We start from the raw sequence: 21,142 nt of genomic DNA, 5'->3' as shown, positions 1-21,142 counted from the left end.
TCACCCCCGGACCGTCCCGGAGCCACCGGCCCGGCCTCCGCCGCCCGCCAGCAGTCCGTCCACCAGGGCCCGTACGGACACGGTGAACAGCCGGTCCGGGTCGGCGGGCCGGGCCAGCGCCCGGGCCAGTGCCGGATCGTCGTCCGCGGTGGAGACGGACCACAGATCGCCCTCCGCCGGTGACTGGACGGGGGACCGCTCCCGGTTGCGCTCGACGAGCAGGAAACCGACGGTGTGCATCTGCACCGCCCGTACCGCGTCCGCCGCCCGGGCGCCGCGCAGCCCGGCCGCATGGACCTCGTGGACGAGCGCCTGCTGGGCCGGCAGGAACATCCGTTCCGTCAGCCCCCGTTCGTGGACCATCGCGATCAGATGCGGGCGGGCGCGCAGTTCGCGGCGCAGCCCCCGGGCCACGGAGACGATCCGGGCGGCCGGGGCCCGGCCGGCGGGGCGCAGGGTGCCCATCTCCTGGACGGTGCGCTCGACGAGGGCATCCAGCAGCGACTCGCGGTTGCCCACGTGCCAGTAGATCGAGGTGACGGCGGTGCCCAGCTCGGCGGCCAGTTTGCGCATGGTGAGGGTCTGCGGACCGTGCTGCCGCACGAGTCCCGCGGCGGCCGCGAGGACCTCCTCACGGGTCAGCGACGATCGCGCCACAGCTCCTCCAGGTCCCGGACTTCGTTACACGCACGGCTATTTACCCTTCACGAGCTCCGGTGTAACTGTGTTACAGAACCCGGCACGGACAACCGAGAAGGGTGGCACCGCATGGCACGTGTACGGTACGGCGCGCGCACCGAGGCCGAGATCGCGGCATCCCGTGAGGCCCGCTCCCGGCTCCCCGACATCTGGTCCACCGGCGTGAGCGCGGTCTGGGAGAGCGATCCCGACGCGGTGGCGGCCGTCCTCCCCCCGCCCCTGAAACCCTCCGGGCGCCCGCTGGTGCGGGCGAGCATCAGCAAGGTCGACCTGCCCGGATATCCCCTCGGCGCGGGCTCCGTCGCCGTCGCCGCCGTCCACGACGGACACGAGGGCTGGTACCCGCTGGTCATGCCGATGACCCACGAGCGGGCGCTGACCGGCGGCCGTGAGGTGTTCGGCGAGCCGAAGAAGCTCGGCGAGGTGAGCGTCGAGCGCGACGGCCTGCTCGTCACCGCCTCCCTCGCCCGGCACGGCATCGCCTTCGTCGAGGTCCGCGGCGCGGTCGGCGAACCGCTCCCGCTGCCCGAACCGGCCACCAAGCTCGACTTCTACTTCAAGTTCCTGCCCGCGGTGGACGGCGAGGGCTTCGACGCCGACCCCGTCCTGATCCACTGCACCCGCCACGAGAAGGTCCGCCGCCTGGAGCGGATCACCGGCGACGTGGTGCTGCGCGAGTCCATGTACGACCCGGTCGCCGACCTGCCCGTGCTCCGCGTCCTCGACCTCACCATCGGCGAGAAGACCAGCGACCAGCAGGGCCGGGCCGTCGAGCGGGTGAGCGCCGAGGCGCTGCTGCCGTACATCCACCAGCGCTACGACGACCCGCAGCAGATCCACGACGGCCCGCCGCAGGGGAGTGTCCGATGAGGCTTCAGGAGGGGCAGGTCGCCGTCGTCACCGGCGCGGCGAGCGGTATCGGTCTGGCGATGGCCAGGAGGTTCGCGGCCGAGGGACTGAAGGTCGTCCTCGCCGACGTCGAGGAGGGCGCGCTCGACAAGGCGGCCGGCGAACTGCGCGCCGAGGGCGCACAGGTGCTGTCCCGGCCCGTCGACGTCAGCGAGCGCGACTCCGTGCGGGCGCTGGCCGACGCCGCGTACGACGCCTTCGGGGCGGTGCACGTCCTCTGCAACAACGCCGGGGTCGGCTCCGGCGCGGAGGGCCGGATGTGGGAGCACGAACCCAACGACTGGAAGTGGGCCTTCGCCGTCAACGTCTGGGGGGTCTTCCACGGCATCCAGGCCTTCGTGCCGCGCATGCTCGCGGACGGCGGCCCCGGCCATGTCGTCAACACCTCGTCCGGCGACGGCGGGATCGCCCCGCTGCCCACCGCGTCCGTGTACGCGGTCACCAAGTCCGCCGTCGTCACCATGACCGAGTCCCTGTACGCGCACCTGAGGGCGGAGGGCGCCCCGGTCGGCGCCTCGGTCCTCTTCCCCGGCCCCCACATGCTGCGCACCGGCCTGTGGGAGTCGCACCGCAACCGGCCCGAGCGGTACGCCAAGGAGCGCCCGCGCCGGACCCCGTACCGCAGCCTCGACCAGTGGGAGAGCGCGATGAAGGCGGCGGGCCAGGAGGTGGAGTTCACCCCCGTGGAGGACGTCGCCGCCACCGTCGTCGACGGGATCCGCGCCGACCGCTTCTGGATGCTGCCGGACAGCGAACGCAGCGACGGCCAGATCCGGGCCAGGTCGCAGTCGATGCTCGACCGGTCCAACCCGTCGTACCTGGAGAACTTCATACTCGACTGAGGAGTGAGCCATGACCGATGACGACCCGTACCTGATCATCTCCTCCGACTGCCACGCCGGACTGCCCACCGAGGAGTACCGGCCCTACCTCGACAGCCGCTACCACCGCGAGTTCGACGAGTTCCTGGCCGGCCGCGACCGCCGCCGCGAGGAGATGACCCGCCTCGGGGTCCGCAACGAGGCCTTCGCGGACAAGTGGTTCCAGGACAACGAGGAAGGGCTCAGGGGCGGCTGGGACGCCACCCAGCGACTCAAGGAGCTGGACGGCGACGGGGTCGCGGCCGAGGTCGTCTTCCCCGACGCGGACGCCGTCGACAGCCGCACCGCCGCACCTTTCGGTGTCGGCCTCGGCCTCTCCGGCGACCAGGACCCCGAGCTGGGCATGGCCGGCGCGCAGGCCCACAACCGCTGGCTCGCCGACTTCGTCTCGCAGCACCCCGAACGCCACTGCGGGGTCGCGCTGCTGCCCGTCACCGGCGAGGTGGACCGGGTGGTCGCCGAGATCCACCGGGCGAAGGACTCCGGCCTCGGCGCGCTGATGATCCCCTCCATGTGGGTGGACAAGGCCCCCTACCACGACCGGCGTTACGACCCCGTGTGGGCGGCGGCCGCCGAGACCGCGATGCCGGTCGTCACCCACTCCGGCGCGGCCCCGCGCCACGAGTACGGCGACCACCTCGGCATCTACGTCTCCGAGGTCACCTGGTGGCCCTCGCGCCCGCTGTGGTTCCTGCTCTGGTCGGGTGCGTTCGAACGCCACCCCGGGCTGAGGTTCGGCGTCGCCGAGTCCGGCTGCTGGTGGCTGCCGAACCTGCTGTGGTTCATGGATCGGCTCTACCTCGGCGCCCACGGCGGCAAGAAGCTCTCCCCGTTCGCGGAGCTGAAGCGCCCGCCGCACGAGTACCTCGACCGCCAGGTGTTCATCTGCGCCACCAACACCAAACGCCGCGAACTGGCCCAGCGCTACGAGATCGGCGTCGACAACATCCTCTGGGGCAGCGACTTCCCGCACCCCGAGGGCACCTGGCCCAACACCGCGACCTGGCTGCGCGACACCTTCCACGACATCCCCGTCGCCGAGACCCGCCGGATGCTGGGCCTGGCCGCCGCCGAGGTCTTCGGCTTCGACACGGACAAACTCGCCCCGCTCGCCGCACGCATCGGCCCCACCCCCGCCGACCTGGGCCAGAGCACCGACCAGGCGGCGGTCGAGGCCTCCTGGGCCCGCTCGCGCGAGACCGGCCGCCACTGGCTGACCGGCCACGACTTCCCGGTCCTGGGGGCGTCATGACGGACCGCTACACCGTCATCTCCGCCGACTGCCACGCCGGAGCCGACCTCCTCGACTACAGGCCGTACCTGGAGTCGGAGCACCACGACGACTTCGACGCCTGGGCGGCGACCTACGTCAACCCGTACGAGGACCTGGTGGCCGACACCGCCGACCGCAACTGGAACTCGGAGCGCCGCCTCGCCGAACTGGAGGCGGACGGCATCGTCGCGGAAGTCGTCTTCCCCAACACCATCCCGCCCTTTTTCCCCTCCGCCTCCCTGATGGCCCCCGCACCCTCCCGGCAGGAGTACGAACAGCGCTGGGCGGGGCTGCGCGCCCACAACCGCTGGCTCGCCGACTTCTGCGCGGCCGCACCCGGCCGGCGGGCCGGCGTCGCCCAGATCCTCCTCAACGACCCGGCCGAGGCGGTCCGCGAGGTCCGCCGCGCCAAGGACGCGGGCCTCACCGGCGGCATCCTGCTGCCCGGCACCCCGCCCGGCTCCGGCATCCCGGAGCTGTACTCCGCGGTGTACGACCCGCTCTGGGCGGTCTGCGCGGAGCTGGACGTCCCCGTCAACCACCACGGCGGCTCGGCCTCCCCGCCGCTCGGCGACGAACCGGCGGCCCGTGCCGTCTTCATGGTGGAGACGACCTGGTTCTCGCACCGGGCGCTGTGGCACCTGATCTTCGGCGGCGCGTTCCGCCGCCACCCCGCCCTGAAACTGGTCCTCACCGAACAGGGCTCCGGCTGGATCCCGGGCATCGTGGAGATGCTCGACTACTACCACGGCCGGCTCGTCGCGGCGGCGACCCGGGCGGCCACCGCCGAGTCCAAGTTCGGCGCGGGGCTGTCGGCTTCGATGGGCGCCCGCCCCAGCGAGGTCTGGCGCGACAACTGCTTCGTCGGCGCCAGCTTCATGCGCCCGCACGAGGTGCCGCTGCGCGACCGGATCGGCCTCGACAAGATCATGTGGGGCAGCGACTACCCGCACGACGAGGGCACCGCCCCCTACTCACGCGAGGGCCTGCGGATCGCCTACGCCGGACTGCCGCGCGCCGAGATCGCGGCGATGACCGGCGGGAACGCGGCGCGCGTCTACGGATTCGACCTGGCGGCCCTGGACCGGATCGCGGCGAAGGTCGGCCCGATGGTCGAGGAGATAGCCGAACCCCTGAAGGAGGTACCGCAGGACGCCACCAGCCCCGCCTTCGCACCGGGTGGGTCGGTTCGCGTCTGGTGACGGCGGGAGGTGAGACCATCCCCGGATGACGGATACCCCGGCGCACGACGAACCGCACACCAACGGCCTTGGCGCACGGCTGAACTGGCTGCGCGCCGCGGTCCTCGGGGCCAACGACGGTGTGGTCTCCACCGCGGGCCTCGTCGTCGGCGTCGCCGGGGCCACCGGGGCCCGCAGCGCCCTGCTCACGGCGGGCCTGGCCGGGCTGCTGGCCGGGTCCATGTCGATGGCCGCGGGCGAGTACGTGTCGGTCTCCACCCAGCGCGATTCGGAGAAGGCCGCCCTGGCGACGGAGAAGCGCGAGCTCCAGGAGGCCCCGGAGGCGGAACTCGCGGAACTCACCGGACTGCTGGAGGGCAAGGGCCTGAGCCGCGAGGTGGCCCGCGAGGCCGCCGTCCAGCTCACCGAGCGCGACGCGCTGCGCGCGCACGCGGAGGTCGAGCTGGGCATCGACCCGGACGACCTGACGAACCCCTGGCACGCGGCGGGCGCCAGCTTCCTGGCGTTCACGGTGGGCGCACTGCTGCCGCTGCTGGCGATCGTGCTGCCGCCCTCGTCGGCGCGGCTCCCGGTGACCGTGCTGTCGGTCCTCGCGGCGCTGGCCCTGACGGGCTGGTGGAGCGCCCGGCTGGGCGACGCGAAGGCGGGCCCGGCGGTGCTGCGGAACATGGGCGGGGGAGCGGTGGCGATGGCGGTGACGTACGGGGCGGGGGCGTTGCTGGGGGCGGCGGGGGTGTGAGGGGTGCCGGGTGGGCGGTTGGGCGGCTGAGTCATTGGCGGAAAGTGCCAAAGGCTGCTGACAACGCGTCTCGCATACTTGTTGGTAACAACGTCTAGTCCCCGGTCGCCCCGCCGCTCTACGGTGCAGGCATGCCGACGAACCTGCCCGATGTAGTGCTCTGGTCCATACCGGCCTTCGTCCTGCTCACCGTCCTGGAAATGGCGCTCCACCACTTCCACCCCGACGAGGACGCCGCCGGTTACGAGGCGAAGGACGCCGCCACCAGCATCACCATGGGGCTGGGCAGTCTCGCCTTCGACCTGCTGTGGAAAGTGCCCATCGTCGCCGTCTACACCGCGGTGTACGAGCTGACCCCGCTCCGCGTGCCCGTCCTGTGGTGGACCGTGCCGCTGATGCTGCTGGCGCAGGACTTCTTCTACTACTGGTCCCACCGCGGCCACCACGTCATCCGGATCCTCTGGGCCTGCCACGTGGTGCACCACTCCAGCCGGAAGTTCAACCTCTCCACCGCGCTGCGCCAGCCCTGGACCTCGCTGACCGTCTGGCCGTTCTACCTCCCGCTCATCGCCCTCGGCGTCCACCCGGCGGCGCTCGCCTTCTGCTCGTCGGCCAATCTCGTCTACCAGTTCTGGGTGCACACCGAGCGCATCGACAAGCTCCCCCGGCCGTTCGAGTACGTACTGAACACGCCCTCCCACCACCGGGTGCACCACGCCTCCCAGGGCGGCTACCTCGACCGGAACTTCGGCGGCATCCTGATCGTGTGGGACCGGTGGTTCGGGTCCTTCACCGTGGAGACGGAGCGGCCGGTGTTCGGGCTCACCAAGAACATCGGCACGTTCAACCCGCTGCGGGTCGCCACCCACGAGTACGCCGCCATCGCCCGTGACGTGCGCGCGGCGGGCAGCTGGGGCGAGCGGGCCGGGCGGGTGTTCCGGGGGCCCGGCTGGCAGCCCGCAGGGGCCGCCGTGCGCCCCGAGGCGGCCACCGCCGTCGCCGCGGAACGCACCGGATGAGCGCCGGCCCGCTCGCCGGCCGGCCCATGGACCGGCGGGAGCGTTTCGTACGACCCCTGCTCATCGCCTTCCTCGTCGCCTGCGCCGTCGACCTCGGCGGGGTGCTCACCGACAGCGGGATCGCGCACATGGTCGCCAAACCGCTGCTGATGCCGCTGCTCGCCGCGTACGCCGCCGCCCGGCGCGGGCCCCGGCTGCTGATCGCGGCGCTGCTCTGCGGATGGGTGGGAGACGTCTTCCTGCTGGCCGACTCCGACACCGCGTTCCTCATCGGGATGGGCGGCTTCGCCGCGGGGCACCTGTGCTACCTGCGGCTCTTCGGCCGGGCGCGCGGCGCCCTGCTGCCCGGAATCCTGTACGCGGCCGTGCTGGCCGTCTTCCTCGTCCTGCTCTGGGGCTCGCTGCCGGCCGGACTGCGGATCCCGCTGGCGGGCTACAGCCTGCTGCTCACCGCCATGGCCTACCGGTCCGGGGTGCTCGGCCGGTACGCGGCCGCCGGGGGCGCGCTCTTCCTGCTCTCCGACGCGCTGATCGCCACCGGAATCGCCGACTGGCCGCAGCTGCCCGCCCCCGACTTCTGGGTCATGCTCACCTACGTCGCGGCGCAGTTCCTGCTGACCCTGGGCGCCCTCGCCCCGGGGGCGAAAGGGGCTGGTGGGGTGATTGGGGCGTACCGTGAGCGGAGTATCAGCATCTGAGATCAGCAAGGACCCCCACGCATGCGCGCCACCGTCATCCACGCCCCCCACGACATCCGCGTGCAGGAGGTCCCGGACCCGGTGATCCAGCGGCCCACCGATGTGGTGCTGCGGGTCCTGCGGGCCTGTATCTGCGGCAGCGACCTGTGGGCCTACCGCGGCGAGTCCGCCCGGCAGCCCGGCCAGCGCATCGGCCACGAGTTCCTGGGCATCGTCGAGGAGGCGGGCTCCGAGGTCAACGGCTTCGCGGCCGGGGACCTCGTCGTCGCGCCCTTCGTCTGGTCCGACGGCAGCTGCGCCTACTGCGCCGAGGGGCTCACCACCTCCTGCCCGCAGGGCGGCTTCTGGGGCTCGGTCGGCTCCGACGGCGGGCAGGGCGAGGCCGTACGCGTCCCGTTCGCCGACGGCACCCTGGTCAAGCTCCCCGCCGCCGCGGCCTCCGACGACCATCTGCTCACGGCGCTCCTGGCCCTCTCCGACGTCCTCGGCACCGGCCACCACGCCGCCGTCGGCGCCGGAGTGAAGGCCGGCTCCACGGTCGCCGTCGTCGGTGACGGGGCCGTCGGCCTGTGCGGGGTCATGGCCGCCAAGCGGCTCGGCGCCGAGCGCATCATCGCGCTGGGCCGGCACACGGCGCGTACGGACATCGCCCGCACCTTCGGCGCCACCGACGTCGTCGCCGAGCGCGGTGACGCGGCCGTCGCCGCCGTACGGGAACTGCTCGGCGGCGAGGGCGCCCACGCGGTGATCGAGGCCGTCGGCACCGAGCAGTCCATGCGCACCGCCGTGGAGATCACCCGCGACGGCGGCTCGATCGGCTACGTCGGCGTCCCGCACGGCAGCGGCACCGGACTGGACCTCGGCGTCATGTTCGACCGGAACATCGCCCTGCGCGGCGGTGTGGCCCCCGTCCGCACGTACATCCCCGAGCTGCTCCCCGACATCCTGTCCGGCACCCTCGACCCGTCGCCCGTCTTCGATCTGGCCATCGGCCTCGACGACGTGCCGGCCGGCTACAAGGCGATGGACGAGCGCACGGCGCTGAAGGTCCTCATCACGCCGTGAACTCCGACCGGTCCGGGGCCGGCCCGCAGGCGGGCCCCGGACCGTCCGTCACCAGCGCACCGCGTCCAGCGCGTCCACCACTCCGGCCCCGTAGAAGCCGTTGCGGTTCTTGCCGCCCTCGCAGACCGCGTCGATCTTGCCGTCGCCGTCGATGTCGTACGGCTCACCGCACGCCTTCGCATCGGCCTCCAGCGTCAGCAGGGCCTTGACCGCGGCGGCCGAGGCATACGGGTGCCTCGACTTGATCAGGGCCACGACGCCCGCGACATGCGGGGAGGCCATCGACGTACCGGCCTTGTATCCGTATGCGCCGCCCGGCAGCGTGGACAGGATCAGACCGCTCGTCGCGGGCGGCTCGGGCGTCTGGTAGACCGTCGAGTCGCCGCCCGGCGCGGCCACGTCGATGACGCCGTCGCCGTAGTTCGAGTACGAGGCCTTCAGCCCCTTCGCGCCCGTCGCCGAGACCGTCACGACCCCCGGCAGCATCGTCGGGATGTCGAGGCACACCTTCGGGTCGATGGTCCGGGTGACCGGCACGGTGTCGTTCGGGCTGCCCGTGTCCTCGATCGTGTCGCCCGCCAGGTCCTCCGCCGAGTTGCCCGCGGCGGCGACGTTGACCGTGCCCTTGCTCTCCGCGTACCGGGTGGCCCGGGCGACCGCCTCGACCAGCGCGCCCTGGTCCGGGTCGTTCTTGCAGTTGTACATCCAGGGATCGGTGTAATAGCTGTTGTTCGTCACATCGGCGCCGTGGTCCGCCGCCCACATGAAGCCGCAGACGACGGCCTCGGTGTAGAAGAAGCCGTCCGGGTTGCCCACCTTGATGCCGGAGACCTTCACGCCCGGCGCGACACCCGTCACCCCGATGCCGTTCTTCGCGGCCGCGATGGTGCCCGCGACATGCGTACCGTGATCGCTCTCACCGGTCTTCGGACGCCACGAGCCGTCCGTGGTGTCCGGTGCGCCGGAGACACAGTTCGCCGAGCCGCGGCGGTCGAAGTTCGGGGCGAGGTCCGGGTGCGTGTCGTCGACACCCGTGTCGATGACCGCGACCGTGACCTTCGAGCTGCCCAGCGACTTCTCGTGCGCCTTGTCCGCCTTGATGGCGGGCAGGTCCCACTGCAACGGCTCCAGCGGGTCCTGGCCCGCCCTCGCCCGTGCCGCCGCGGTCCGCTCCTGCTGGGCCGTCAGCGGCTGGTCGACCCCGATGTCCTTGGTGGCCTGCGGGACGATCGGGTTGGTGCGGGTGGCGCCCGCCGAATCGACGCCCCTGACCCGGCGGACCGTCTGCGCGAACTGCGGGTTCTGCGAGTGGGCGACGATGACTCCGATCCGGTCGTAGGAGATCACCACCGTGCCGCCGGCCCGCTCGACCGCCTTGCGCACCTGCTTGACGGTGCCGTGACCGCCCCGGGTGTTGATCACGTACGAGAGCTTCGGACCGTCCGTCGGAACCGCCGCCGAGGGCGCGGCGTCCACCGGAGCGGCGGAGGCCGCACCCGTCGGCAGGAAGCCGAGCGATGCGGTGAGGGCCAATCCGACGGGGAGCGTCAATGCGCGCGTCCGTCTGGATCCCAGATGAGCCATGGGGTCTCCACTTCATCCGTGTCAGCCGACCGGACACGGGCTGTGTCCAGTCGCGTACATGACGAGTGAAGCTATCGCTGATCATCCCGGCTCATCAATGCGTTCGGGAGAACCCGTTGCCACCCGAGCCCCCGAAGGGGTGAGCCGGAGAAGACGGAAACCGCGGTGAACCGCTTCGCCGCGCGCCGCGTGCCGTTGTCAGGGGAGGCGCACCATCACCCCCCGATATCGAGGTCCCAGTGAAATCCACCGTCCCCACCACCACCGCACCCGCGTCGCGAGGAGATTCCGTGGCTACCGATGCACCGCCGCCCGAGGGCAGTTCGGAGACCGGCCCCGCCCAGCCCACCACCGAGGCGTTCGTCGCGGAGCAGGAGAGCGCGGAATTCGGTGAACTACGCCGCTCGTACCGCTCGTTCGCCTTCCCGCTGACCATCGCCTTCGTCCTCTGGTACCTGCTGTACGTGCTGCTCTCGAACTACGCCGGCGGCTTCATGGGCACCAAGGTGTACAGCAACTTCAACGTGGCCTTCGTCTTCGGCCTCGCCCAGTTCCTCACCACCTTCCTCATCGCCTGGTTCTACTCGCGCCACGCCAACGCGAAGCTCGACCCGAAGGCCGAGGCCATCAAGTCCCGTATGGAGGCCGACGTATGAGCGCCGCGTACCACTCCCAGACCGTCGTGACGCTCGCCGCCTCGTCCACCACCGAGCACCGGCCGCTGATCATCTCGCTCTTCGCCGTCTTCGTCGCCGCGACCCTCGGCATCACCGTCTGGGCCGGCCGGCAGACGAAGAACGCCTCCGACTTCTACGCCGGCGGCCGCCAGTTCACCGCTTTCCAGAACGGACTCGCGGTCTCCGGCGACTACATGTCCGCAGCGTCGTTCCTCGGTATCGCCGGAGCCATCGCGCTGTTCGGCTACGACGGCTTCCTCTACTCGATCGGCTTCCTCGTCGCCTGGCTGGTGGCGCTGCTCCTCGTCGCCGAACCACTGCGCAACTCGGGCCGCTACACCATGGGCGACGTCCTCGCCTACCGGATGCGCCAGCGCCCGGTGCGTACGGCCGCGGGTGTTTCCACGATCATCGTGTCCATCTTCTACCTGCTGGCACAGATGGCAGGAGCGGGAGTTCTGGTCTCGCTGCTCCTCGGCATCACCAGCGACGCGGGAAAGATCCTCATCGTTGCGCTGGTCGGCGTACTGATGATCGTGTACGTCACCATCGGCGGCATGAAGGGCACCACCTGGGTGCAGATGGTCAAGGCCGTGCTGCTCATCGCGGGCGCCATCCTGATGACGTTCATGGTGCTGTGGAAGTTCGACTTCAACGTCTCCGACCTGCTGGGCACCGCCGCGGAGAAGAGCGGCCACGGCGCGTCCTTCCTTGAGCCCGGGCTCAAGTACGGCGCCACCGGCACCTCGAAGCTGGACTTCCTCTCCCTCGGCATCGCCCTGGTGCTGGGCACCGCCGGACTGCCGCACATCCTGATCCGCTTCTACACGGTGCCGACCGCCAAGGCCGCCCGTAAGTCGGTCAACTGGGCCATCGGCATCATCGGCGCCTTCTACCTGATGACCATCGCCCTCGGATTCGGCGCCGCGGCCCTCATCGGCCCGAAGGAGATCATCGCGAAGAACCCGGCGGGCAACGCGGCGGCCCCGCAGCTCGCCGAGTACCTCGGCGGGGTCGGCACCACCGGCGGCGCGATCATGCTCGCCGTCATCTCCGCCGTCGCCTTCGCCACCATCCTCGCCGTCGTCGCCGGCCTCACCCTCGCCTCCTCGTCGTCCTTCGCGCACGACATCTACGCCAACGTCATCCGCAAGGGAAAGGCGAGCGAGAAGGAGGAGATGCGGGCCGCGCGCTGGGCCACCGTCTTCATCGGCGCGGCCGCGATCCTGCTCGGCGCGTTCGCCCGCGACATGAACGTCGCCGGCCTGGTGGCACTGGCCTTCGCCGTCGCCGCCTCGGCCAACCTGCCCACGCTCCTCTACAGCCTCTTCTGGAAGCGCTTCACCACCCAGGGCGCGCTGTGGTCGATCTACGGCGGCCTCGCCAGCTCGGTCATCCTCGTGCTGTTCTCGCCGGTCGTCTCCGGCAACGCGAAGACCTCGATGTTCAAGGGCGTCGACTTCGCCTGGTTCCCGCTGGAGAACCCCGGCCTGATCTCCATCCCGCTGGGCTTCCTGCTCGGCTGGATCGGCTCCCTCCTGTCGAAGGAGGAACCGGACAAGGGCAAGTACGCCGAGCTGGAGGTCAAGTCCCTCACCGGCATCGGAGCCCACTGAGAGCAGGAATTCACACAGGAGAGCGGTCCCCGCGACACTCTTTCCCCGCGGCCGCGTCGTAGAGTCCTACGACGCGGCCGCGCCGCTCCTCGTGCCAAACGGGCCCCTCCGTTGTCACTGGTCTCGCGTAGTCTCGAAAGAGTCAGATACCGCAACCGGGAAGTCACCGGGGGAGGGGGCCCACCATGCTCATCGACACATTCGACCGGGTCGCCACCGACCTGCGCGTCTCGCTCACCGACCGGTGCAATCTTCGCTGCACCTACTGCATGCCCGAGGAAGGCCTGCAGTGGCTGGCCAAGCCCGACCTGCTGAGCGACGACGAGATCGTCCGCCTTGTCCGGATCGCCGTCACCCGGCTCGGCATCACGGAAGTCCGCTTCACCGGCGGAGAGCCGCTGCTGCGCCCGGGACTCGTCTCCATCGTCCAGCAGTGCGCGGCGCTGGAGCCCCGCCCGAAGATGTCGCTCACGACCAACGGCATCGGACTCAAGCGGACCGCCGCCGCCCTCAAGGACGCGGGCCTGGACCGGGTCAACGTCTCGCTGGACACCCTGCGCCCCGAGGCGTTCAAGACCCTCACCCGCCGCGACCGGCACCACGACGTCCTGGCCGGGCTGGAGGCCGCCCGTGACGCCGGGCTCACCCCCGTCAAGGTCAACACGGTCCTGATGCCGGGACTCAATGACGACGAGGCCCCCGACCTCCTCGCCTGGGCCGTGGAGAACGACTACGAGCTCCGCTTCATCGAGCAGATGCCGCTCGACGCCCAGCACGGCTGGAAGCGCGACGGCATGATCACCGCGGGCGACATCCTGGAGTCGCTGCGCACCCGCTTCGCCCTCACCGCCGAGGAGGACGGCGAGCGCGGCTCCGCCCCCGCCGAGCGCTGGCTCGTCGACGGCGGCCCCCACCGGGTCGGCGTCATCGCCTCGGTCACCCGACCGTTCTGCCGGGCCTGCGACCGCACCCGTCTCACCGCCGACGGGCAGGTGCGCACCTGCCTGTTCGCCCGCGAGGAGACCGACCTGCGCGGCGCACTGCGCTCCGAGGCGCCGGACGAGGAGATCGCCCGGATCTGGAAGCTCGCCATGTGGGGCAAGAAGGCCGGATCCGGTCTCGACGACCCGTCCTTCCTCCAGCCCGACCGCCCGATGTCGGCGATCGGCGGCTAGAGCCTCCGGCTACGCGGGCGGCGAGTCCTGCGACTCCCACTCCGCCAGCGTCACCACGTCCTTCAGGAAGCCCCGCATCCCGAGGAACGACGACAGATGCTCCCGGTGCTCGTCACAGGCCAGCCAGGTCTTGCGACGCTCGGGGGTGTGCAGCTTCGGGTTGTTCCAGGCCAGCACCCACACGGCGTCGGCACGGCAGCCCTTGGCCGAACAGACGGGGGCGGCGGGGCCGGGAGCGGGTGTGCCATCGGGGGAGCTCACGCACTCAACCCTAAGGGCTGTGCCGCCCGGCACATGCTGCGGGCATCCCCGCCGGAGAAAAGGCGACGCCGAGCAGCCACGGGGGGAGCTGCCCGGCGTCGGTCCGTCGCTCCGACGGGGGATGCGGAGCGCTCACGAAGTATGTCACGCAGACCGGGGTGCAGTGCACTGGAACTTCATGATTGATCTGAGCTTTTCTTGAGCTTGGGCCCGCCGTGGGCTCAGCCGTGCTCCTGCGGATCCGGAGTCCGGAAGACAGGTTCGGCATCCGGAACGGGCTCCGCCGGAGCGGCCGCCAGAGCCGGCCGCGTCGGCGCCGGCACGAAGGTGGAGGGCAGCGAAGGGGTGTTCTCCCGGCCCGCGTTGGCGATGACGACGGCGACGTACGGGAGCAGAACCCCCAGCGCCAGCGCCACGATCGCCACATGGCGCTCCACGTTCCACAGCGATGCCGCCGCGACGACCGAAACCGTGCGCACGGACATCGAGATCACATAGCGTCGCTGCCTGCCGCGGACATCGTCCGCGAGTCCCTGCCGGGCCCCCGTGATCCGGAAGACCTCCGCACCGCCCTGCTTCCGCAACACGCCTCCACCCTCCTTCCCCGAGCACCGGATCCCACGGTACGCCGGGCCACCCCCGGGTTCGAGACCGGGGCGCGCGGTGTACGTACACCGCGCCACCCCGTCGCACGTACGGACCTGTCCGACATGCGGCGTACCGCACCAGGACCGAGACTGGGCGGACATGCGCGACACCGCGTCGCACGAGGAGGCGGCATGAGCTGGTTGTGGGCAATCATCGTGGGCCTGGTGCTCGGTCTGATCGCGAAGGCGATCCTGCCGGGCAAACAGGAGATCCCACTCTGGCTGACGACCATTTTCGGCATCATCGGCAGCATCCTCGGCAATGCTGTCGCCACCTGGATCGGTGTCAACGACACCAAGGGCATCGACTGGACACGTCATGTGCTCCAGCTGATCGGAGCCGTGGTGGTGGTCGGTGTCGGCGACATGCTGTGGGCCTCCATCCGCGGCAGTCGGCAGAAAACCTGAACCACCGGGCCCGCCGAACGGGCGCAGCACCGCGGCCGGACACGCATCGCGCGTGTCCGGCCGCAGTGCTGTGGTGACGCCCCCTACGGGGTGCGGCTCAGCCGGCCGCGACCTCGATCGCCGCGAGGTTCTTCTTGCCCCGGCGCAGCACCAGCCAGCGCCCGTGCAGCAGCTCCTCACGGGCCGGGGCCGCCTCGCCGTCGACGGCCTTCACGTTGTTCACGTAGGCGCCGCCCTCCTTGACCGTGCGCCGGGCACCCGACTTGCTCGGCGCCAGACCGACCTCCACCAGCAGGTCGACCAGCGGACCGAGCTCGGCGACCCGCGCGTGCGGCACCTCGGACAGCGCGGCGCCCAGAGTCGCCTCGTCGAGTTCGCCGAGCTCGCCCTGGCCGAACAGTGCCTTCGACGCGGCGATGACCGCGGCGCACTGGTCCGCGCCGTGCACCAGCGTCGTCAGCTCCTCGGCCAGCGCGCGCTGAGCGGCCCTCGCCTGCGGCCGCTCCTCGGTGACCTTCTCCAGCTCCGTCAGCTCGTCGATGCTCAGGAAGCTGAGGATGCGCATGTAGCGCGAGATGTCCCGGTCGTCCACGTTCAGCCAGAACTGGTAGAACGCGTACGGCGTGGTCATCTCCGGGTCGAGCCAGACGGCGCCGCTCTCGGACTTGCCGAACTTGGTGCCGTCCGCCTTCGTCATCAGCGGGGTCGCCAGCGCGTGCACCTCGGCGCCCGGCTCCAGGCGGTGGATCAGGTCGAGGCCCGCGGTGAGGTTGCCCCACTGGTCGCTGCCGCCCTGCTGGAGGGTGCAGCCGTGCCGCCGGTACAGCTCCAGGAAGTCCATGCTCTGGAGCAGCTGGTAGCTGAACTCGGTGTAGCTGATGCCCTCGTCGGACTCCAGCCGCCGGGCGATGGACTCCTTGGTGAGCATCTTGTTGACCCGGAAGTGCTTGCCGATGTCCCGCAGGAACTCGATCGCGGACATGCCCGCGGTCCAGTCCAGGTTGTTCACCATGACCGCCGCGTTCTCGCCCTCGAAGGACAGGAACGGCTCGATCTGGGAGCGCAGCCGCGCCACCCAGGCGGCGATGGTCTCCGGGTCGTTCAGCGTGCGCTCGGCGGTCGGCCGCGGGTCACCGATCTGACCGGTGGCCCCGCCCACCAGGGCGAGCGGCCGCAGACCGGCCCGCTGGAGCCGGCGCATGGTGAGCACCTGCACCAGATGGCCGACGTGCAGGCTCGCCGCGGTCGGGTCGTAGCCGCAATAGAACGTGACCGGACCGTCCGCGAGAGCCTTGCGCAGGGCGTCCTCGTCAGTGGACTGGGCGAACAGCCCGCGCCACTTCAGCTCGTCGACGATGTCCGTCACGGTTCCGTGTCTCCTCAGCAGCTATGTGTGTCGATACGTGGTGTGCCGATACGTGGATCGAAAGGCAACAGTCAGTCTAGGCCGGTCACACGCCCGGGCTCACCGAGCTCATGTTGAAGTCGGGGATGCGCAGCGCGGGCATCGCGGCCCGGGTGAACCAGTCGCCCCACTCGCGCGGCAGCGTCTTCTCCGTGCGCCCCGCCTCGGTGGCCCGCGACAGCAGGTCCACCGGGGACTCGTTGAAGCGGAAGTTGTTCACCTCGCCGACGACCTCCCCGTCCTCCACGAGATACACCCCGTCGCGGGTCAGCCCGGTCAGCAGCAGCGTCGCCGGATCGACCTCCCGGATGTACCACATGCAGGTCAGCAGCAGTGCGCGGCCGGTCGTCGCCGCGACCATCTCGTCCAGGGACCGCTCGCCACCGCCCTCCAGCACCAGGTTGTCGATCGCCGGGGCGACCGGCAGCCCGGTCAGGCCGGCGGTGTGCCGGGTCGTCGTCAGCCGGTCGAGACGGCCGTCCTTGATCCAGTCGGTCCGGCCGAGCGGCAGCCCGTTGTCGAAGACCGAGCCGCCGTCCCCGGAGGAGTGCGCGATGACGAAGGGTGCGGACTCGATGCCCGGAGCGTGCGGGTCGCTGCGCAGTGTCAGCGGAAGCGGGGACAGCGTGTCGCCGAGCCGGGTGCCGCCGCCCGGCTTGGAGAACACCGTCCGGCCCTCGACGGCGTCCCGCGCGGTCGCCGACCACAGCTGGTAGATCAGCAGGTCGGCGACGGCGGTCGGCGGCAGCAGTGTCTCGTACCGCCCGGCCGGCAGCTCGATCCGGCGCTCCGCCCAGACCAGCCGCCGCGCGAGTTCGTCGTCCAGCTCCGCCGGGTCGACGTCCTTGAAGTCACGCGTAGAACGCCCCGCCCACGCCGAGCGCGACCGGTCGGGCGACTTGGCGTTCAGCTCCAGGGTGCCGTTCGGCTGGTCGTGGCGCAGCCGCAGCCCCGTCGACGTGCCCAGGTACGTCGACGTCATCTCGTGGTTGGCGAAGCCGTACAGCTCACGGCCGCCGGCCCGGGCCCGGGCGAAGGCGTCGCCGAGCGCGGGCGCGAACGCCGCGTAGACATCGGAACCCGTCTCCGCGGGCGCGTCCGTGAAGTCGGGGGAGTCCGGCACCCCGCTGACCAGCGGCTGCGCGTCCTCGGCCGGACCGGCTCCGCGCGCGGCGGCCTCTGCGGCCCGCACCAGCGGCTCCAGATCGGCGGCGGTCACGGCGGACCGGGACACCACACCGGAGGCGGCGCCCTCGGCACCGTCGACCGTGGCGATGACGGTCAGGGTGCGGCCCCGGGTCACCCCGTTCGTGGTCAGCGCGTTGCCCGCCCAGCGCAGATTGGCCGACGACTCCTCGTCGGCGATGACCACACAGCCGTCGGCGGTGGACAGTTCGAGCGCCCGCTCGACGATCTCGTGCGGCTTGCTGACGCGGCTCATCGTCCGGCCTCCTGCGTCGTGTTGAGACTGTGCCTGCCCGGGGGACGCCCCCCGGACCCCCGGCCGGTTCCGTGGTCGCCGCTCATCGTCCGGCCTCCTGCGTCGTGTTGAGGATGTTCACGCCCCGGAAGAGGGCGGAGGGGCAGCCGTGCGAGACCGCCGCGACCTGGCCCGGCTGGGCCTTGCCGCAGTTGAAGGCGCCGCCCAGGACGTACGTCTGCGGGCCGCCCACCTTCTCCATCGAGCCCCAGAAGTCCGTCGTCGTCGCCTGGTACGCGACATCGCGCAGCTGTCCGGCCAGCCGGCCGTTCTCGATCCGGAAGAACCGCTGCCCGGTGAACTGGAAGTTGTACCGCTGCATATCAATGGACCAGGACCGGTCGCCGACCACGTAGATCCCGCGCTCCACCCCGCCGATCAGATCCTCCGTGGAGAGCCCGCCCGGATCCGGCTGCAACGACACATTGGCCATGCGCTGTACGGGGACATGGCCCGGGGAGTCCGCGTAGGCGCAGCCGTTGGAGCGGCCGAGCCCCGTCAGCTTCGCGATCCGCCGGTCCAGCTGGTAGCCCACCAGCGTCCCGTCCTTGACCAGGTCCCAGGACTGGGCCTCGACACCCTCGTCGTCGTACCCGATCGTGGCGAGGCCGTGCTCGGCGGTGCGGTCGCCCGTCACGTTCATCACCGGGGAGCCGTACGCCAGCTTGCCCAGCTGGTCGAAGGTGGCGAACGAGGTCCCGGCGTACGCCGCCTCGTACCCCAGCGCCCTGTCGAGCTCGGTGGCGTGGCCGATCGACTCGTGGATGGTCAGCCAGAGATTGGACGGGTCGACGACCAGGTCGTACGTCCCCGCCTCGACGCTCGGCGCCCGCATCTTCTCGGCCAGCAGCCCGGGGATGCTGTCCAGCTCCGTGCCCCAGTCCCAGCCGGTCCCGGTCAGGTACTCCCAGCCGCGTCCGGCCGGCGGTGCGATCGTCCGCATCGAGTCGAACTCACCGGACTTCGCGTCCACGGCGACCGCGGTGAACTGCGGATGCAGCCGCACCCGCTGCTGCGTGGTGACCGTGCCCGCCGTGTCGGCGTAGAACTTGTTCTCGTGGACGGTCATCAGCGAGGCGTCCACATGCGCGACGCCCTCAGCCCCCAGCAGCCGGCCGCTCCACTCGGCGAGCAGCCCCGCCTTCTCCTCGGCCGGTACGTCGAAGGGGTCGATGTCGTACGCAGAGACCCAGCTCCGCTCCCCGTGCACCGGCTCGTCCGCCAGTTCCACGCGCTCGTCGGACCCCGCCGCCGCGATCACCTTCGCCGACAGCTTCGCCATGGCGACGGCCTGCGAGGCCACCTTCGCCGCCGCGTCCATCGTCAGGTCCACCCCGGAGGCGAACCCCCACGCCCCGCCGTGCACCACCCGCACCGCGTATCCGAGATCGGTGGTGTCCGACGAACCGGCCGGCCGGGCGTCCCGCAGCCGCCAGGTGGCACTGCGCACCCGCTCGAACCGGAAGTCGGCGTGCACGGCCCCGAGCGCCCGCGCGCGGGCCAGCGCCGCGTCGGCGAGGGGCCGCAACGGGAGTGCCAGGAACGACTGATCTACCTCATGGGGCACGGGCGGCCTCTCCTCTGCGTCGCATACCCTCGGATCGTTTACGAGGCAGTGAAGCATGACCGCAACGGCGTCGCGGCCCAATTCCGGGCCGCCGCGGGGCCCGCCCGGCCGGGCCCGGCCGGATGCGTGACTGTAGGAACCCCACAGTGCCCGGGGGAAGGCCCTGTCAGGGGCCGATTCCTCGGGGAGCGGGTGGTACCGATAGGTTTTCGAGTTACCAGACCGCTATCGAAAGGGTGATCCGTTGAGCCGCTCGGTTCTCGTCACCGGAGGAAACCGGGGCATCGGCCTCGCCATCGCCCGCGCCTTCGCCGCCAACGGCGACAAGGTCGCGATCACCTACCGCTCCGGCGAGCCGCCCTCGGAGCTCACCGAGGCCGGCGTTCTCGCGGTCCGTTGCGACATCACCGATGCCGAGCAGGTGGAGCAGGCCTACAAGGAGATCGAGGAGAAGCACGGCAACGTGGAGGTGCTGGTCGCCAACGCCGGTATCACCAAGGACCAGTTGCTGATGCGGATGTCCGAGGAGGACTTCACGTCCGTCCTCGACACCAACCTCACCGGCACCTTCCGGGTCGTCAAGCGCGCCAATCGCGGCATGCTGCGCGCCAAGAAGGGCCGCGTCGTCCTCATCTCCTCCGTCGTCGGCCTCCTCGGCTCGGCGGGGCAGGCCAACTACGCCGCGTCCAAGGCCGGTCTGGTCGGCTTCGCCAGGTCCCTGGCGCGCGAGCTCGGCTCGCGGAACATCACTTTCAACGTCGTCGCGCCCGGCTTCGTCGACACCGACATGACGCAGGTGCTCACCGAGGAGCAGCGCAAGGGCATCGTCGCCCAGGTGCCGCTCGCGCGTTACGCGCAGCCCGAGGAGATCGCCGCCGCGGTGCGCTTCCTCGCTTCCGACGACGCGTCGTACATCACTGGAGCCGTCATCCCCGTTGACGGCGGATTGGGCATGGGTCACTGATCACCATGAGCGGAATTCTCGACGGCAAGCGCATCCTCATCACCGGGGTGCTGATGGAGTCGTCCATCGCGTTCCACGCCGCGAAGGTGGCCCAGGAGCAGGGCGCGGAGATCATTCTGACCGCCTTCCCGCGCCCCACGCTGACGGAGCGCATCGCCCGGAAGCTGCCCAAGCCGGCCAAGGTCATCGAGCTGGACGTGACCAACGCCGAGCACCTGGACCGGCTCGCCGGTCTGGTGAAGGAGGAGCTGGGTTCGCTCGACGGTGTCGTCCACTCCATCGGCTTCGCGCCGCAGGACGCGCTCGGCGGCAACTTCCTCAACACCCCCTTCGAGTCGGTCGCCACCGCGATGCACGTCTCGGCGTTCTCGCTGAAGTCGCTCGCCATGGCGTGCAAGCCGCTGATGAGCGAGGGCGGTTCGATCGTCGGACTCACCTTCGACGCGCAGTTCGCCTGGCCGCAGTACGACTGGATGGGCCCGACCAAGGCCGCCCTGGAGGCCACCTCCCGCTACCTCGCCCGCGACCTGGGCAAGGACGGGCTGCGCTGCAACCTGGTCTCCGCCGGGCCGCTCGGCTCGATGGCCGCCAAGTCCATCCCGGGCTTCGGTGAGCTCGCCAGCGTGTGGGACACCCGCTCCCCGCTGGCGTGGGACATGGCCGACCCGGAGCCGGCCGGCCGCGCCATCGTCGCGCTGCTCTCGGACTTCTTCCCGAAGACGACGGGCGAGATCATCCACGTCGACGGTGGCGTGCACATGATCGGGGCCTGACCCCCCTCCCGCACCCCGGCCGCGCACCGCCTCTCCGGAGGCGGTGCGCGGCCGTTTTCCTTGTCCCGTCAGGGCTCCGGGCGCTCAGGTCGAAAAGCTG

At 70.9% G+C, this 21,142-nt stretch carries 21 protein-coding genes; 14 read left to right on the top strand and 7 right to left on the bottom strand.

The features are described from left to right. Entirely contained in the window at positions 1–657 is a 657-nt protein-coding gene (locus OG408_RS09245; RefSeq protein WP_266777168.1) for a TetR/AcrR family transcriptional regulator, read from the bottom strand. A gap of 111 nt (positions 658–768) precedes the next feature. On the opposite strand from OG408_RS09245, the gene OG408_RS09240 reads away from it, so the two are divergent. The 8 genes from OG408_RS09240 to OG408_RS09205 all read left to right on the top strand — a co-directional run bounded on the left by OG408_RS09240 (position 769) and on the right by OG408_RS09205 (position 8,485). Then, the gene (locus tag OG408_RS09240; RefSeq protein ID WP_266777166.1) at positions 769–1,569 is read left to right on the top strand and encodes an acetoacetate decarboxylase family protein; all 801 of its coding nucleotides are present in this window, start codon (positions 769–771) and stop codon (positions 1,567–1,569) included. Then, positions 1,566–2,450, top strand: coding sequence for an SDR family NAD(P)-dependent oxidoreductase (locus OG408_RS09235; protein ID WP_326669304.1), 885 nt, complete (start codon positions 1,566–1,568; stop codon positions 2,448–2,450). The genes OG408_RS09240 and OG408_RS09235 overlap by 4 nt, the downstream gene beginning before the upstream one ends. Before the next feature lie 10 nt (positions 2,451–2,460). Next, positions 2,461–3,741, top strand: a complete 1,281-nt coding sequence (locus OG408_RS09230) for an amidohydrolase family protein (RefSeq protein ID WP_326669303.1) — start codon at positions 2,461–2,463, stop codon at positions 3,739–3,741. Next, the gene (locus OG408_RS09225; RefSeq protein WP_326669301.1) at positions 3,738–4,964 is read left to right on the top strand and encodes an amidohydrolase family protein; all 1,227 of its coding nucleotides are present in this window, start codon (positions 3,738–3,740) and stop codon (positions 4,962–4,964) included. Before OG408_RS09230 ends, OG408_RS09225 begins: the two co-directional genes overlap by 4 nt. A gap of 25 nt (positions 4,965–4,989) precedes the next feature. Further along, on the top strand, positions 4,990–5,703 hold the full coding sequence (locus tag OG408_RS09220; RefSeq protein ID WP_266777158.1) for a VIT1/CCC1 transporter family protein: 714 nt from the start codon (positions 4,990–4,992) through the stop codon (positions 5,701–5,703). A 131-nt stretch (positions 5,704–5,834) separates the two neighbouring features. Then, entirely contained in the window at positions 5,835–6,722 is an 888-nt protein-coding gene (locus OG408_RS09215) for a sterol desaturase family protein (protein ID WP_266777156.1), read from the top strand. Continuing rightward, a complete protein-coding gene (locus OG408_RS09210; protein ID WP_326669298.1) occupies positions 6,719–7,420 on the top strand; it encodes a lysoplasmalogenase in 702 nt (233 codons plus the stop codon). Before OG408_RS09215 ends, OG408_RS09210 begins: the two co-directional genes overlap by 4 nt. A 21-nt stretch (positions 7,421–7,441) precedes the next feature. Continuing rightward, complete coding sequence (locus tag OG408_RS09205) at positions 7,442–8,485, top strand: zinc-dependent alcohol dehydrogenase family protein (RefSeq protein WP_266777152.1); 1,044 nt, start codon at positions 7,442–7,444, stop codon at positions 8,483–8,485. 48 nt (positions 8,486–8,533) lie between these two features. Here OG408_RS09205 and OG408_RS09200 read toward each other — a convergent pair whose 3' ends face one another. Further along, positions 8,534–10,069: a S8 family peptidase gene (locus OG408_RS09200; RefSeq protein ID WP_326669295.1), complete on the bottom strand. Its 1,536-nt coding sequence runs from the start codon at positions 10,067–10,069 to the stop codon at positions 8,534–8,536. 290 nt (positions 10,070–10,359) lie between these two features. Here OG408_RS09200 and OG408_RS09195 point away from each other — a divergent pair, with 290 nt between their 5' ends. The 3 genes from OG408_RS09195 (at position 10,360) to moaA (ending at position 13,537) form a co-directional block, all read left to right on the top strand. Further along, positions 10,360–10,725 (top strand): DUF485 domain-containing protein, encoded by a 366-nt coding sequence (locus tag OG408_RS09195; RefSeq protein WP_266777148.1) that lies wholly within the window; start codon positions 10,360–10,362, stop codon positions 10,723–10,725. Beyond that, positions 10,722–12,362 (top strand): solute symporter family protein, encoded by a 1,641-nt coding sequence (locus OG408_RS09190; RefSeq protein WP_326669293.1) that lies wholly within the window; start codon positions 10,722–10,724, stop codon positions 12,360–12,362. Before OG408_RS09195 ends, OG408_RS09190 begins: the two co-directional genes overlap by 4 nt. 185 nt (positions 12,363–12,547) lie before the next feature. Next, positions 12,548–13,537, top strand: coding sequence for a GTP 3',8-cyclase MoaA (gene moaA / locus OG408_RS09185; RefSeq protein WP_266777144.1), 990 nt, complete (start codon positions 12,548–12,550; stop codon positions 13,535–13,537). A 9-nt stretch (positions 13,538–13,546) separates the two neighbouring features. On the opposite strand, the gene OG408_RS09180 is transcribed toward moaA, so the two are convergent. Together OG408_RS09180 and OG408_RS09175 are read right to left on the bottom strand one after the other, a co-directional pair. Beyond that, a complete protein-coding gene (locus tag OG408_RS09180; RefSeq protein WP_326669290.1) occupies positions 13,547–13,798 on the bottom strand; it encodes a hypothetical protein in 252 nt (83 codons plus the stop codon). A gap of 221 nt (positions 13,799–14,019) precedes the next feature. Then, complete coding sequence (locus OG408_RS09175) at positions 14,020–14,385, bottom strand: DUF3099 domain-containing protein (RefSeq protein ID WP_266777140.1); 366 nt, start codon at positions 14,383–14,385, stop codon at positions 14,020–14,022. Positions 14,386–14,577: 192 nt separating this feature from the next. On the opposite strand from OG408_RS09175, the gene OG408_RS09170 reads away from it, so the two are divergent. Next, on the top strand, positions 14,578–14,853 hold the full coding sequence (locus OG408_RS09170; RefSeq protein WP_266777138.1) for a GlsB/YeaQ/YmgE family stress response membrane protein: 276 nt from the start codon (positions 14,578–14,580) through the stop codon (positions 14,851–14,853). 97 nt (positions 14,854–14,950) lie between these two features. Here OG408_RS09170 and tyrS read toward each other — a convergent pair whose 3' ends face one another. The 3 genes from tyrS to OG408_RS09155 form a co-directional block, all read right to left on the bottom strand. Continuing rightward, the gene (gene tyrS / locus OG408_RS09165) at positions 14,951–16,219 is read right to left on the bottom strand and encodes a tyrosine--tRNA ligase (protein ID WP_326669288.1); all 1,269 of its coding nucleotides are present in this window, start codon (positions 16,217–16,219) and stop codon (positions 14,951–14,953) included. 85 nt (positions 16,220–16,304) lie between these two features. Continuing rightward, positions 16,305–17,699, bottom strand: a complete 1,395-nt coding sequence (locus tag OG408_RS09160; protein ID WP_266777135.1) for a metallopeptidase TldD-related protein — start codon at positions 17,697–17,699, stop codon at positions 16,305–16,307. Between the two features lie 82 nt (positions 17,700–17,781). Then, positions 17,782–19,305: a TldD/PmbA family protein gene (locus OG408_RS09155; protein WP_266777134.1), complete on the bottom strand. Its 1,524-nt coding sequence runs from the start codon at positions 19,303–19,305 to the stop codon at positions 17,782–17,784. Positions 19,306–19,549: 244 nt separating this feature from the next. Here OG408_RS09155 and fabG point away from each other — a divergent pair, with 244 nt between their 5' ends. Further along, positions 19,550–20,269: a 3-oxoacyl-[acyl-carrier-protein] reductase gene (fabG, locus tag OG408_RS09150; protein WP_266777133.1), complete on the top strand. Its 720-nt coding sequence runs from the start codon at positions 19,550–19,552 to the stop codon at positions 20,267–20,269. A 5-nt stretch (positions 20,270–20,274) separates the two neighbouring features. Continuing rightward, positions 20,275–21,042 (top strand): enoyl-ACP reductase FabI, encoded by a 768-nt coding sequence (gene fabI / locus OG408_RS09145; RefSeq protein ID WP_266777132.1) that lies wholly within the window; start codon positions 20,275–20,277, stop codon positions 21,040–21,042. Positions 21,043–21,142 lie beyond the last annotated feature (100 nt).

It is taken from the genome of Streptomyces sp. NBC_01257 (assembly GCF_035917255.1).
Taxonomy (GTDB): Bacteria; Actinomycetota; Actinomycetes; order Streptomycetales; family Streptomycetaceae; genus Streptomyces.
The sequence above is the reverse complement of the archived record's forward strand: the minus strand, read 5'-3'. Positions and strand labels throughout refer to the sequence as shown.

Bases quoted from the DNA above. Each gene is read 5' to 3' on its own strand.
- OG408_RS09240 (WP_266777166.1), top strand. From the start codon at position 769: ATGGCACGTGTACGGTACGGCGCGCGCACCGAGGCCGAGATCGCGGCA.
- OG408_RS09235 (WP_326669304.1), top strand. From the start codon at position 1,566: ATGAGGCTTCAGGAGGGGCAGGTCGCCGTCGTCACCGGCGCGGCGAGC.
- OG408_RS09230 (WP_326669303.1), top strand. From the start codon at position 2,461: ATGACCGATGACGACCCGTACCTGATCATCTCCTCCGACTGCCACGCC.
- OG408_RS09225 (WP_326669301.1), top strand. From the start codon at position 3,738: ATGACGGACCGCTACACCGTCATCTCCGCCGACTGCCACGCCGGAGCC.
- OG408_RS09220 (WP_266777158.1), top strand. From the start codon at position 4,990: ATGACGGATACCCCGGCGCACGACGAACCGCACACCAACGGCCTTGGC.
- OG408_RS09215 (WP_266777156.1), top strand. From the start codon at position 5,835: ATGCCGACGAACCTGCCCGATGTAGTGCTCTGGTCCATACCGGCCTTC.
- OG408_RS09210 (WP_326669298.1), top strand. From the start codon at position 6,719: ATGAGCGCCGGCCCGCTCGCCGGCCGGCCCATGGACCGGCGGGAGCGT.
- OG408_RS09205 (WP_266777152.1), top strand. From the start codon at position 7,442: ATGCGCGCCACCGTCATCCACGCCCCCCACGACATCCGCGTGCAGGAG.
- OG408_RS09200 (WP_326669295.1), bottom strand. From the start codon at position 10,069: ATGGCTCATCTGGGATCCAGACGGACGCGCGCATTGACGCTCCCCGTC.
- OG408_RS09190 (WP_326669293.1), top strand. From the start codon at position 10,722: ATGAGCGCCGCGTACCACTCCCAGACCGTCGTGACGCTCGCCGCCTCG.
- moaA (WP_266777144.1), top strand. From the start codon at position 12,548: ATGCTCATCGACACATTCGACCGGGTCGCCACCGACCTGCGCGTCTCG.
- OG408_RS09170 (WP_266777138.1), top strand. From the start codon at position 14,578: ATGAGCTGGTTGTGGGCAATCATCGTGGGCCTGGTGCTCGGTCTGATC.
- OG408_RS09160 (WP_266777135.1), bottom strand. From the start codon at position 17,699: ATGAGCCGCGTCAGCAAGCCGCACGAGATCGTCGAGCGGGCGCTCGAA.
- fabI (WP_266777132.1), top strand. From the start codon at position 20,275: ATGAGCGGAATTCTCGACGGCAAGCGCATCCTCATCACCGGGGTGCTG.